The organism is Aeromicrobium erythreum, from assembly GCF_001509405.1.
Lineage (GTDB): Bacteria > Actinomycetota > Actinomycetes > Propionibacteriales > Nocardioidaceae > Aeromicrobium > Aeromicrobium erythreum.
Genome location: NZ_CP011502.1, coordinates 181,780 through 194,005, shown reverse-complemented (window position 1 = coordinate 194,005; position 12,226 = coordinate 181,780). Strand labels below are relative to the sequence as shown.

Sequence of the window (12,226 nt, the reverse complement as noted above, 5' to 3'; positions counted from 1 at the left end):
CGGCAAGGTTGCACCTCGGGACGACCAGCCGGTGGACGGCGGGCCCGGGCCACGGGGCTGGTCGGCGGGGCTGGGGCGTCAGGCCCGCGACGACCGCATGCCCTCGCGCTGCTGCAGGGCTGGGTCGGCGCGTAGCGCGGCGTACTCCGCCGACTCCACGGGCACGAGCGCGACCCGGCCCTGGGCGTCGTGGTGCACGCCCCAGCCGTACCGCTTGACGAGGGGCGAGGCGCGCAGGCAGGGCTGGCCCTTGGCGAAGAAGGTCTCGCGGTCGATGCCGCGTCGCTCGCCTTGCGAGAGGTAGACGACGTCGTCGGACGTGTACCGGTAGGGCGCGTCGGCCAGGAGGTCGTACTGCAGCCGCGCGACGCTCGGCGTGGCTCGTTCGGGCGGCACCTGCGCCGACGTCGCGGGACAGTCGGGCGCCACCGAGGTGAAGGTGTCGTGGTTGTTCGTGGTGTGCACGGCGTCCTCCCGGGGGCTCGCTGCCCTCATCGTGCACCCGCCCACCGACGGGAATCCACCCTCAGGCGCGAGGGGCCCAGGCGGGGTCGCGGCCGATGAAGCCGACGAACCGGTCCTGCACCGACGCGTCGTCGGGGACGGGAACGGCCGGGCCGTACTGGCCGGACCCGCGCAGCATGTCCTCGATGGGCGCCATGCCGGCGAGCATGGCGGCGCAGCGGTCGGGGTCGAGCTCGACGTCCTGCCCGCTGGTGCGGGCGAGGTCCCACGTGTGCATGAAGACGTCGGCCGTGTAGAACTGCGCGACCGCTTGGTCGAGCGGGTGCGTGCCGACGTGCGGGTGGGTGAAGGGTCGGTCGGCGTCGGGGGCGTCGAGGAGTGCCTGCACCGCGTCGGCGTGGTCGCGCCAGGCCTCGGCGGGGTCGGCCGGTCGCGGGTCGGCCGTCCCGAGCGCGACGCCGCCGGCGGCCAGGAACGCCGGCAACCAGGTGACCAGGTGCTCGACGACGTCGCGAGCGGCCCAGCCCTCGACCGGCGCGGGCGCGTCCCAGTCGGCCACCGCGTCGGCGACGGCGGTGAACCCGGCGGCGACGTGCCGGTGGTCGGCGGCTGGTGTGCTCATGGCGGCCCACGCTAGACCGTGGACGGGGTCGTGGCCATACTGCGGCCATGAGCCCCGACGACGTCGATCCGCTGCTGGCCGGGCGCGCCGGGCTGGGCTACGCCGAGCTGGACGACTGCGCGCGCCGGCTGCGTGACCTGCTGGTCACCACGGCCGAGCGGCAGATCGGCAGGCCGCTGCTGCACGAGTTCGCCATCGACGTCGACACCGACCCGGTCCTGCGGCTCAGCCCGCCCGACGGGTACCGCCGACCTGCGGCCGGTGCCGTGTCGGTGCGCGTCGTGGTGCAGTCGCGCACGTCGAGCGCGGCACGGCTCGGCCTGCGGGTCACCGTGTGGCCGGCGCTCGGCGGGGCCGACGTCGTCGACCTGCTGGTGGTGCGCGAGGGCGCCGCCGCGCCCGACGGTCACCTGCTCGAGGTGCGGGTCGACGAGGTGCACCCGGCGCCGACCGAGAGCCTGCAGCGACGGGTCAGCGACGTCGTGGCACGGCAGGTCGCGCTCGTCGTGAGCGACCTCAACATCGCGATGCAGCGCAACCTCGCCAACCCCGACTGGGACGGCGGCGAGCTCGGCTGAGGGCCTCACCGAGCGCAGTCCTGGACGGACGACTAGGTTGTCCGTCATGCGCCTCCTCGACCGCGCCCCCGTGCGCGCCCTCCTCGTCGCCGCCACCGCCACCGTCGTCCTGACCGCCTGCGGCGGCACCGACTCCGACTCCTCGGGCCCCTCGTCCTCCTCCGCCAGCTCCTCGACCGACGGGGGCGACTCCTCCGCCCCTGCCCCCACGGCCAAGCCCGCGGACGGCGACCGCGTCGAGGCCGACGGCTTCAGCTACGCGGTGCCCGAGGGCTGGAAGGAGAACAAGAACGGGGCAGGTGCCGCCCTGAGCCTCGCGATCGACGTGACCGACAAGGACGGCTTCGCCGACAACGTCAACGTCGTCTCCGACCCGACGATCGTCAACGTCAAGGGCAAGCAGCTCGAGGACGCGCTCGTCAAGGTGCTGAAGAACGCGAACGCCCAGGAGATCGAGGTGCGCGACCCGCTCACGATCGACGGCCAGGAGGCCGTGCACACCACCGCGCTGTTCAACCTCAACGGCAACGAGTACCGCGTCGAGCAGTACACGCTCGCCGTCGACGGCAAGGGCTACGTGATCACGTTCTCCCACAACAAGGACCTGTCGGAGGCCGACCGCGACGCCGTCGACCAGTCGATCCTCGCCAGCTGGTCCTGGGCCTGACGCTCAGCGACCGCAGACGGCCGACCCGGCCGTGCACGCAGGGCAGCGCACCATCTGCCGCACGCACGCCGGGTCGGCGCAGTCGACGACGTCGCGGCTCGGCGTGCCGCACGTGTCGCAGCGGCCCACGACCTTCGCGTCGGGGCTGAACTCGACCGTGGTGCGGGCGTCGAAGACGTACATCGACCCCTCCCAGAGCCCGGTGTCGCCATAGGCCTCGCCGTAGCGGTGGATGCCGCCGTCGAGCTGGTACACCCGCTGGAACCCGCGGCTGCGCATGAGCGGGGTGAGCACCTCGCAGCGGATGCCGCCCGTGCAGTACGTGACCACGGCTCGGTCCTTCAGGTCGTCGTAGGCGCCGGAGTCGAGCAGCTCGACGAACTCGCGCGTGGTCTCGACGTCGGGACGCACGGCGCCGGCGAAGCGCCCGACCTCGGACTCGATGCGGTTCCGGCCGTCGAAGAAGACCACGTCCTCCGCCTCGACCAGCGCATGCAGCGCCTCGGGGCTGAGGTGCTCGCCGCCGCCGACGACGCCGTGCGCGTCGACGGCCAGCTCGTCGGGCGCGCCGAACGTGACGACCTCCTCGCGCACCTTGACCGAGAGTCGCGGGAACAGCGCCGTCGTGACGCCGTCGTCGAGCGCGCGTCCCGCCGACCACTTCACGTCGGCACCGCGGAACGGCGCGTACTCGCGCAGGCCCCGGACGTAGCGCTTGAGCGCGTCGAGGTCGCCGCCGAGGGTCGCGTTGATGCCGTGGGAGGACACGATGACCCGGCCGCGCAGCCCCAGCGACCCGGCGAGGCTCAGCTGCCAGACGCGGATCGCGTCGGGGTCGGGCACGGGGGTGAAGACGTAGAACAGGATCACCTTCGGCACGGCCACGTCGACGATTGTCCCTGACGGGTCGCGCGGCTCAGAGCAGCCAGGTCTCCTGCGCCTCGGGGTCCCAGCGACGCACGCCGCCGACGCGGCCCTCGCGCTCTCGCCCGACGTCGTCCAGCGCCGCCAGCGCCGCGGGCAGCAGGCCGACGTCGAGGCGGTGCGCGAGCGTGACGTGCGGCGTCCACGCGTCGGGGCGCACGTGCGCGACGACGCCGGGCTCGTCGCCGACCACGTCGAGCAGCCGTGCGTGCAGGTCGAGCAAGCCGGCGGACACGACGACGGAACGAGCCAGGACGCAGCGTCCCGAGCGCCCGGGGAAGACCAGCACGCCGCCGAGTCGCAGGGCCGGGAGGTCTGCCGGCACGGCGCCGGCGAGGCGGGCGTCGACGTCGGCACCGATCCGCTCGGCGACGGCGAGCGTGACGTGCGGGGCGTTCGAGGATCCCGTGTGCCGGGCCTGGCTGGGGAGCCCCGCCTCGAGGAGCCGCGCCCACTCCTCGCGGACGCTCGCGTCGAGCACCGGGTCGAGCAGGGCCTCCACGGACTGCAGCACGGGCCCAGCGTGGCACGCTGGAGCGGTGACCGCGCTGCACGAGCTCGACGCCCACGCGATGGCCGACGCGATGGCGGCCGGCGAGACGACCTCGGTCGAGCTCGTCGAGCACCACCTCGCCCGCGTCGAGCAGCACGACGCGACGCTCGGCGCGTTCGTGACGGTCACCGCGGACGCCGCGCTGGAGGCCGCGCACGCCGCCGACGCCCGCCGACGCTCGACGTCGGCCCGCGACCTGCCGCCGTTCCTCGGCGTGCCCACGGCGTTCAAGGACCTCACCCCGACCGCGGGCGTGCGCACCACGCTCGGGTCGCGGCTCATGGCCGACCACGTGCCCGACGTCGACGCGCACGTCGTGACGCTCGTGCAGCTCGCGGGCTTCGTGAGCCTGGGCAAGACCAACACGCCCGAGATGGGGTTGTCGTCGTACACCGACAACGACGTGGTGGGCCCGGCCCGCACGCCGTGGGACCCGACGCGGACGGCGGGTGGGTCGTCCGGTGGCGCCGCTGCGGCCGTGGCCGCGGGACTCGTGCCGCTCGCGCAGGGCAGCGACGGTGGCGGTTCCATCCGCATCCCGTCGAGCTGCTGCGGCGTGTTCGGGTTCAAGCCGAGCCGTGGTCGGGTGAGCGCCGGGCCGACGGGGTCGGACTGGAGCGGCCTGTCCGGGGACGGCCCGGTCGCGCGCACGGTGCGCGACGCGGCCGCCCTGCTCGACGCGATGGCGCACCCCATGCCCGGCGACCTGCGTCCGCTGCCGGAGCCTGCCGAGCCTTTCGCCGCCTGGGCCGCGCGACGACCGGAGCGCCTGCGGATCGCGCGCTGGGTCGACCCCTACCTGCCCGGCGTGACGGCATCGGCGTCGTCGGTGCAGGCCTGGGAGCACGCGACCGACGTGCTGCGCTCCCTCGGTCACGAGGTCGTCGACGTCGAGAACCCGTTCCCGCCCGCGCTGGAGCCGCAGTTCAACGTCGTCTGGTCCAGCGGCATGGCGGCGGCGCCCATCCCTGACGCGGCGCTCGACCTGCTGCGCCCGACGACCCGCTACTGGCTGGAGCGGGGGCGCACGTACAGCGCGGCCGAGCTCGCGCGGGCGATCCAGTTCCTCGAGGCGACCACCCGCGATGTCGTGACGTCGATGGCCGGGTTCGACGCCTGGCTCACGCCGACCCTCGCGCTGCCGCCGCAGCCGGTCGCGTGGTTCACCGAGTCCGGCGACCCCGCCGAGGACCACCGTCGCGAGCTCGACTTCACGCCCTACACCGCCGTCTACAACATGGCGGGCGTCCCCGCCGCGAGCCTGCCGCTGTCCGTGGTCGACGGGCTGCCGGTGGGCGTGATGCTCGCCGGCCGCCCCGGCGAGGACGGTCCGCTGCTCTCCCTGTGCGCCCAGGTCGAGCAGGCGGACCCGTGGCACGACCGGCTCCCCCCGGGCGGTAGGTAGCCCGCGGAACCCGAGTGGGCGGTAGGTCTCCCGCGTCATCGACCGTCGATGACGCGCGCGACCTACCGCTGAGAGAGGTTCCGCGCGTCACCTACCGCCCAGGGGGTTAGCGGACGGGGCTCGTCCGGGCCGACGTCCGCGTGAGGGTGGCGTAGCCGCTCTTGCGGCCCGTCAACTGCACCGTGACCCGCTTGCCGCGCAGGCCACGCGGCACGACGAACGTCGACGCGGTGGCGCCCTTCACGACCGTGCCGTTCGCGAGCCAGCGGTAGGAGAACGTCGTCCCCGACGTCCACGTGCCGCGCACGACCGACAGGCGACGACCGACGACCACCGCGCCCGACACCTTCGGCGTCGACGCGGCGAGCGTGCCTGCTGCGACCGCGGCGGAGGGGGTGGAGGTGGCCCATGCCGTCTCGTAGCCGTCGCGCGTGCCGGTGACCCGCACCGAGATCCGGTCGCCGACCGTCGCTGCGCCCGGTGTGAACGTCCTGGTGGTGGCACCCGCCACGGGGTCCCCGTCGGCGAGCCACTGGTACGCGAACGTCGTGCCCGGCGCCCACGAGCCGACGTCGACACCGAGGGCCACCCCGACCTTGGCGGTGCCGGTGACCTTGGGGCGTCCGGCGACAGTGGCACCCGCCGCCACCGCGGCCGTCGGCTCCGACGTCGCCGACGCGGTGTCGTAGCCGCTCCGCTCGCCCGTGACCGTGACCGTGATCCGCGCACCGCGCTGCGCCGGGCCCGGCGTGAAGGTGTCGGTGGTGGCGCCCGCGACGGGCGAGCCGTCGGCCACCCACTGGTACGTGAGCATCGTGCCGGACGCCCACGTGCCGGGATCGACCTGCAGGGACCGGCCGACGACCGGGTCGCCCGAGATCGTCGGCGTCCCGGCCACCTGGGTGCCGGTGGCCACCCGGTCCGTCGGGGTCGAGGTCGCCGAGGCCGTGTCGTAGCCCGGCCGCGCGCCCGTGACGGTGACCGTGACCCGCGCGCCCTGCTGCATGGGGCCGGGCGTGAACGTGTGGCCCGTGGCTCCCGCGACCACCGCCCCGTCAGCCAGCCACTGGTAGGTGAAGGTCGTCCCCGGCGCCCACGCACCGACGTCGACGCCCAGCGGTACCCCGACCCGCGGCGTGCCTGTGACCGTGGGGGTGCCGGCCGACGTGGCACCCGCGGCGACCCGCTCCGTCGGCTGCGAGCTGCGCGACGTCGTCGTGTAGCCGTCCTTGGCGCCGGTCACGGTCAGCGTGATCGCGTCGTCCAGCTGCGCCGCGGCGGGGGTGAAGGTGCTCGCCGTCGCACCCGGCACGTCGACACCGTCGGCGGACCACTGGTACGTCAGCGTCGTGCCGGACGTCCAGGAGCCGACGCGTCCCGTGAGCGGGGAGCCGACCCGTGCCGACCCCTCCACCGTGGGCGTCGGCGCGTCGAGCACGCCGGGAGCCACCGCCGAGGTGGCGGCCGACTCCCGGGTCGCCGGGCGGTAGCCGCTGCGCGAGCCGGTGACCTGCACGGTGATCGTGCGGTCGAGCTGGTCCTTCGTCGGCACGAAGGTCGACGCGGTCGCACCCTGGACCGCCGTCCCGCCCGCCCGCCACTGGTAGGCGAACGTGGTGCCAGCCGTCCAGGTGCCGGGCTGCGCGGTCAGGGTGGCTCCCACCCGCGCGGTGCCCTCGACCACGGGCGTCGACGCCGAGAGGTCGGCGAGCACCGGACCGTTGGTGACGGTGACGGTGGCACTGTCGGCGCTGATCGAGTCGACGCGCACCGACACGTCGCCCGCCGTGTAGGTCTGGCCCGCCTGGCGCGACCCGTAGGCCACGGTGCCGTCGGCGCGTGGACGCAGCAGGGTGCTGCCGGAGGAACCCGTCGCGCGGGTGCTCACCGTGACGCCCCGGGGGTACTTGCGGGTGCCGCTCACGGACGCGTTCGGCTCGAGCCGGTAGTAGCTCCGGGCGTCGCGGCCGCCTCCCGACCGGTACTCGACCCAGTGGCTCGTGCCGTCCGGGGACCGCACCTCGACGCCGCGCAGCCCGGTGCTGCTGCCGCGCGCTGACAGGGTGCGGGTGACGGACGTCCCGGCCCCGACGAGCTCGACCTCGCCGGTGTCGAGGATGCCGAGCTGCGCGCGGTACTCGGTGTCGAGTGCCGGCGGGTCGAGGCTCTGGCCGGAGCTGATCGCGAGACCCATCGGGCTGTAGAGGTCCCAGTACTCGCCGCCCTGGCCGTCCTGGCTGTCGAGGTTGGCGTGGTTGAGGCCGAGGTTGTGCCCGACCTCGTGCGCGAACGTGGCCGTGAAGATCGACGCCGACTCCTTCTGCGTCGACGACCCGCCGTCGTCCATGCCACGCCCCACCGTGCCGACACCGACGCCGTTGCACGTGTCGTCGACGACGACCAGCAGGTGGTTGCCGGGCTGGTCGAACGTGCCGTCGGGGAACTGGCGGCCGGCCTCGCTCCACAGCGTCCACGGGTTGGCGAAGCCGCAGCGCTGCGTCGCGTCGAGCGCGCTGTCGTACCGGACGGTCGAGGCCGTGCCGAAGCTCGTGCCGGACTCCTCGCTCCACCAACGCGTGCCGCCGTCGACGCGCGCCTGGATGGTCGCGTCGGAGTCGACGGACGCGCCGCTGTTGCCGACCACGGCCACGTAGACCCGGTGCGGTGCCCGCGCGGCGGCTGCCTCGGCCGTGTCCACCTGCGCGGTGCGCACCTGCACGGGCTCGGTCGGGGTCCCGTCGAGCGCGGCGTCGAGCACCGGTCCGTCGACGAGCTCGGCCACCACGGGCGACCCGACGACGTCGGGGGCGTCGAGGTCGAGGTCGACCGGCACGTGCGTGCCGTCGGCGAGCACGAGGAGCGGCTGGCCGCCGGTGTGGTCGTGGCCGGCGTGCGGGTCGCCGCCGGGCGAGACCGGTGCTGCGGGCTCGCTCACGACCTCGCGCAGCACGCCGCGGACCCGCGTGGTCTCGGCGCCCGCGAGCGTCGGGTCGGTGTAGGTGACGTCGTCCCCCGACGTGCGCACCGTCGGCTCGGCCGCCTGCGCCGCCGACGGCACCGTCACGAGGACCGCGCCCACGAGCACGCCGACGACCACCGATGCACGACGACGCATCGCCGACCTCCACTCCCTCACCGACCGCCACCGGTCGGCGCTCCCGGACCCACCGTAGGCCGAAAGTCCCGGGACCGAGGGGCTTTCGGTCAGGGTGGCCGGCGGGTCCTCGCCCCTGGGGAAGAGCCCCCGGGGTCAGGCGCGAGCGGTGAGGATCACCGGGTCGCCGTCGGTGACGGCGATGGTGTGCTCGCTGTGCGCGCCGCGCGAGCCGTCGGCGCTGCGGATCGTCCAGCCGTCGGGGTCCATGACGATCTCGTCGGTCGACTGCAGGAACCACGGCTCGATGGCGACGACCAGGCCCGGGTCGAGGCGGACGCCGCGGCCGGGCCGGCCGTCGTTCGGCAGGTGCAGGTCGCCGTGCATGGTGCGCCCGACGCTGTGGCCGCCGAACTGGGTGTTGACCAGCAGGCCGTGCGACCGCGCGACCCCGCCGATCGCGGCGCTGATGTCGCCGAGCCGGTTGCCGGCGCGCGCCGCGTCGATCCCGGCCGCGAGCGCCTCCTCGGTGGCGGCGATGAGGGCGAGGTCCTCCTCGCGCGGCGTGCCCACCACGATGCTGACGGCGGAGTCGCCGACCCAGCCGTCGACCGAGCAGGCGAAGTCGAAGCTGACGAGGTCGCCGTCCTTCAGCCGGTAGCGGTGCGGCAGGCCGTGCAGGACGGCGTCGTTGACCGACGTGCACAGCACCTTGCCGAAGGGCCCGCGCCCGAAGGAGGGCGCGTAGTCGATGTAGCAGGACTCCGCACCGCGCTCGCGGATCATGCGGTGCGCGAGCGCGTCGAGGTCGAGCAGGTCGACCCCGACGTCGGCAGCGTCGACGAGCGCGGTCAGGACCTCGCCGACGAACTGTCCGGCGGCGCGCATCTCGTCGACCTGGGCGGGGGTGCGGAGCTCGATGGCCATGCCGCCGAGGGTAGTCCGCCCGGTCCACCCGTCCGCCGAGCAGGCCGTCACCTCGTGTTCACCGCAGGTCCACGTCGGCGTGGGCCGTCTTCCCTAGCGTCGGCACGTCGAGGGGGACGGCCCGACGTCCCCCGGCTCTGGAGGAACTCTTCTCGTGACGATCTCGCCCGAACGCCCCCTGCTCCCCGTCGTCCCGCTCGCCGGCGACGTCGAGGGCTGCTCCCCCACCGCCCCCTGTGCGTCCGGCCGCGCGGCCATGACGTGCCTCTACCGCTGCGGCGACGCGTGCTCGCACGACGCGCCCAACACGTCGTCGAACGAGACCTTCGCCGACGTCATGGCGCAGGTCGCCAGCCGCCGCGGCGTGCTGCGCGCCGGTGCCGTCATCGGAGCCGCCACGGCCGCCACCGCCGCGTTCGCCGGGCCGGTGGCCGCCGCCCCGGTCAGCCTGCCTGCCGCCCAGGGCGGTCCCGCGTCGACGACCGTGAAGAAGGGCCCGTTCGGTCTGCGCTTCCGGCCCGTCGCCCCGAACACCGCCGACGCCCTCACCGTGCCCGAGGGCTACACGCAGGACGTCGTCATCCGCTGGGGCGACCCGCTGTTCAAGGACTCGCCGCGCTGGTCGCCGACCACCCAGAGCGGTGCCGCCCAGCGCCGCCAGTTCGGCTTCAACAACGACTTCCTCGCCCTGCTGCCGCTCGCGCGCGGCACGCAGCTGCTCGTGGCCAACCACGAGTACACGACCGAGGAGATGATGTACCCCGGCTACGACCCGGCCAACCCGACCAAGGAGCAGGTCGAGACGTCCTGGGCCGCGCACGGCCTGTCCGTCGTCACCGTGCAGGAGACCCGCTCGGGCTCGCTGAAGCCGGTCGTCGGGCACCGCCTCAACCGTCGCTTCCACACGCAGTCGCGGTTCGTGCTGACCGGCCCCGTCGCCGGCCACGCGCTCGTGCGCACGAAGGCCGACCCGAAGGGTCGCACGGTGCTGGGCACGCTCAACAACTGCTCGGGCGGAACCACCCCGTGGGGCACGTGGCTGACGGCGGAGGAGAACTTCAACCAGTACTTCGCCAACGCCGCGCAGGTCAGCGACCCGACGACGGCGCAGCGCCTCGCCCGCTACGGCGTGTCCGGCAACGCCACGACCCGCCAGTGGGAGAAGTTCGACGAGCGCTTCGACCTGACCGTCGAGCCGAACGAGGTCAACCGCTTCGGCTGGATCGTCGAGATCGACCCCTACGACCCCACGTCGACGCCGCGCAAGCGCACCGCCCTCGGCCGCTTCAAGCACGAGGCCGCACAGCCGCGCATCACGAAGGACGGTCGCGTCGCGGTGTACATGGGCGACGACGAGCGCTTCGACTACCTCTACAAGTTCGTCTCGCGCGACAAGGTCAAGAAGGGCACCTCGCGCGCCGCGAAGCGTCACAACGACACGCTGCTCGACCACGGCACGCTCTACGTCGCCCGCCTGACCGGCGACTCCCCGTCGGCGCAGATCGACGGCTCCGGCACGCTGCCGAAGGACGGCGAGTTCGACGGCTCGGGCGCCTGGATCCCGCTCGTGAGCGGCGACCGCTCGTTCGTGCAGGGCTTCACCGCCGAGGAGGTGCTCCTGTTCACGCGCCTCGCCGCCGACCAGGTCGGCGCCACCAAGATGGACCGCCCGGAGGACGTCGAGCCGAGCCCCGTGAGCGGCAAGGTCTACGTCGCGCTCACGAACAACTCCAACCGCGGCGCGTCCGGCAAGGCCGGCCCCGACGAGGCCAACCCGCGCAAGGCCAACAAGAACGGCCACGTGCTGGAGCTGACGGAGCGTCGCAACGACAGCGCCTCGACGCGCTTCGAGTGGAACCTGCTGCTCGTCTGCGGCGACCCGAGCGACCCGTCGACGTACTTCGGCGGCTACGACAAGTCGCAGGTCTCGCCGATCTCCTGCCCCGACAACGTCGCGTTCGACCGGCACGGCAACCTGTGGATCTCCACGGACGGCAACGCGCTCGGCTCGAACGACGGCCTGTTCGGCGTGGCGGTGGAGGGTCGCGACCGCGGCCTGACCCGCCAGTTCCTCACGGTGCCGTTCGGTGCGGAGACCTGCGGCCCGGTCGTGCAGCGCAAGCGCGTCCTGGTGTGCGTCCAGCACCCGGGCGAGAAGGACGGCGCGACCGCGGACGCGCCGGCGTCCCACTGGCCCGACGGCGGCACCTCCCTGCCCCGCCCGGCCATCGCCCTCGTGCGACGCAAGGACGGCGGCGACATCGGCGCCTGACCTCCCACCCGCGCCGAGCACGACGCCCCGCCCAGGTCACGGGCGGGGCGTCGTCGCGTCGGGGTCCCTGCCCGTGGCACGCCCGACCGGCCGGCGGACTCGATCGTCGCGATCTTCCCCGGAGACGTCGCCGGCGATCTACCCTCCCGACCATGCGCGAGGACGAGCAGGCCCAGGATCACTTCCAGGACGTGGTGGAGGAGTTGGAGCGACGCGCACGCCGCATGCAGGTCACCGCGGTGCTCGTCGGCACCATCGGTGCGTTGCTCGTCGTCATCGCTGCCCTCTATGGCTGGGCCTCGACGCGTCAAGGAGCTTCGCTCCTCATCGAGAGCGACTACGACGCGCGCATGCTGGTCTTCGAGCTCGTCCGCATCGCAGCCGGAGCCGCCCTCCTCGGCGCCTTCGCCTGGGGAGTCTTGAACCTCGCCAGAGCTGCGCTCGACCAAAGCACCCGGTACGAGAAGCGTCTGATCGCGGGTCACTTCCTCGTGTATGTCCTGCGGAAGTTCGAGACCCAGGTGAAGGCCGGCGACATCGACCTGCAGGACGTCATGAACGTGTTCTCCGCGTGGAGCGACAGCGTCGACTCCGCCTTCACCCACGTGAAGTTCGGATCGAAGACGAACCAGGCACTCATCCTGCGCATGGCGAAGGATGGCGTCGAGGTCGCATCCGGAGGAGCATCGGCCCCCTCTGGCAGGGCGTGACAGGCGCGC

General features: G+C 73.6%; 11 protein-coding genes. 5 read left to right on the top strand and 6 right to left on the bottom strand.

The features are described from left to right. Positions 1 to 78: 78 nt before the first annotated feature. Both Aeryth_RS00950 and Aeryth_RS00945 read right to left on the bottom strand, forming a co-directional pair. Positions 79 to 495, bottom strand: coding sequence for a DUF6157 family protein (locus tag Aeryth_RS00950; protein ID WP_067853433.1), 417 nt, complete (start codon positions 493 to 495; stop codon positions 79 to 81). Positions 496 to 526: 31 nt separating this feature from the next. Then, complete coding sequence (locus Aeryth_RS00945) at positions 527 to 1,087, bottom strand: TIGR03086 family metal-binding protein (protein ID WP_067853431.1); 561 nt, start codon at positions 1,085 to 1,087, stop codon at positions 527 to 529. A gap of 47 nt (positions 1,088 to 1,134) precedes the next feature. Here Aeryth_RS00945 and Aeryth_RS00940 point away from each other — a divergent pair, with 47 nt between their 5' ends. Together Aeryth_RS00940 and Aeryth_RS00935 are read left to right on the top strand one after the other, a co-directional pair. After that, complete coding sequence (locus Aeryth_RS00940; protein WP_067853428.1) at positions 1,135 to 1,665, top strand: hypothetical protein; 531 nt, start codon at positions 1,135 to 1,137, stop codon at positions 1,663 to 1,665. Positions 1,666 to 1,711: 46 nt separating this feature from the next. Then, positions 1,712 to 2,332, top strand: coding sequence for a hypothetical protein (locus tag Aeryth_RS00935; protein ID WP_067853425.1), 621 nt, complete (start codon positions 1,712 to 1,714; stop codon positions 2,330 to 2,332). Positions 2,333 to 2,335: 3 nt separating this feature from the next. Here Aeryth_RS00935 and trhO read toward each other — a convergent pair whose 3' ends face one another. Both trhO and Aeryth_RS00925 read right to left on the bottom strand, forming a co-directional pair. Next, a complete protein-coding gene (trhO, locus tag Aeryth_RS00930) occupies positions 2,336 to 3,217 on the bottom strand; it encodes an oxygen-dependent tRNA uridine(34) hydroxylase TrhO (RefSeq protein WP_067853422.1) in 882 nt (293 codons plus the stop codon). Between the two features lie 31 nt (positions 3,218 to 3,248). After that, positions 3,249 to 3,770 carry a 2'-5' RNA ligase family protein gene (locus Aeryth_RS00925; RefSeq protein ID WP_067853420.1) on the bottom strand — a complete coding sequence of 174 codons (522 nt, stop codon included), beginning with the start codon at positions 3,768 to 3,770 and terminating at the stop codon, positions 3,249 to 3,251. A gap of 25 nt (positions 3,771 to 3,795) precedes the next feature. Here Aeryth_RS00925 and Aeryth_RS00920 point away from each other — a divergent pair, with 25 nt between their 5' ends. After that, positions 3,796 to 5,214, top strand: coding sequence for an amidase (locus Aeryth_RS00920; RefSeq protein ID WP_236749789.1), 1,419 nt, complete (start codon positions 3,796 to 3,798; stop codon positions 5,212 to 5,214). Between the two features lie 106 nt (positions 5,215 to 5,320). Here the strand turns inward: Aeryth_RS00920 and Aeryth_RS00915 are convergent, their stop codons facing one another. Beyond that, the gene (locus Aeryth_RS00915) at positions 5,321 to 8,329 is read right to left on the bottom strand and encodes a zinc-dependent metalloprotease family protein (protein WP_067853417.1); all 3,009 of its coding nucleotides are present in this window, start codon (positions 8,327 to 8,329) and stop codon (positions 5,321 to 5,323) included. Positions 8,330 to 8,464: 135 nt separating this feature from the next. Next, positions 8,465 to 9,235, bottom strand: a complete 771-nt coding sequence (map, locus tag Aeryth_RS00910; protein ID WP_067853414.1) for a type I methionyl aminopeptidase — start codon at positions 9,233 to 9,235, stop codon at positions 8,465 to 8,467. Positions 9,236 to 9,389: 154 nt separating this feature from the next. On the opposite strand from map, the gene Aeryth_RS00905 reads away from it, so the two are divergent. Both Aeryth_RS00905 and Aeryth_RS00900 read left to right on the top strand, forming a co-directional pair. After that, positions 9,390 to 11,507, top strand: a complete 2,118-nt coding sequence (locus Aeryth_RS00905) for a PhoX family protein (RefSeq protein WP_202967694.1) — start codon at positions 9,390 to 9,392, stop codon at positions 11,505 to 11,507. 152 nt (positions 11,508 to 11,659) lie between these two features. Beyond that, positions 11,660 to 12,217: a hypothetical protein gene (locus tag Aeryth_RS00900; RefSeq protein ID WP_067853411.1), complete on the top strand. Its 558-nt coding sequence runs from the start codon at positions 11,660 to 11,662 to the stop codon at positions 12,215 to 12,217. Positions 12,218 to 12,226: the final 9 nt, after the last annotated feature.

Excerpts from the sequence above, each read along its gene's own strand:
- Aeryth_RS00950 (WP_067853433.1), bottom strand. The coding sequence starts at position 495 with ATGAGGGCAGCGAGCCCCCGGGAGGACGCCGTGCACACCACGAACAAC.
- Aeryth_RS00945 (WP_067853431.1), bottom strand. The coding sequence starts at position 1,087 with ATGAGCACACCAGCCGCCGACCACCGGCACGTCGCCGCCGGGTTCACC.
- Aeryth_RS00940 (WP_067853428.1), top strand. The coding sequence starts at position 1,135 with ATGAGCCCCGACGACGTCGATCCGCTGCTGGCCGGGCGCGCCGGGCTG.
- Aeryth_RS00935 (WP_067853425.1), top strand. The coding sequence starts at position 1,712 with ATGCGCCTCCTCGACCGCGCCCCCGTGCGCGCCCTCCTCGTCGCCGCC.
- Aeryth_RS00915 (WP_067853417.1), bottom strand. The coding sequence starts at position 8,329 with ATGCGTCGTCGTGCATCGGTGGTCGTCGGCGTGCTCGTGGGCGCGGTC.
- map (WP_067853414.1), bottom strand. The coding sequence starts at position 9,235 with ATGGCCATCGAGCTCCGCACCCCCGCCCAGGTCGACGAGATGCGCGCC.
- Aeryth_RS00900 (WP_067853411.1), top strand. The coding sequence starts at position 11,660 with ATGCGCGAGGACGAGCAGGCCCAGGATCACTTCCAGGACGTGGTGGAG.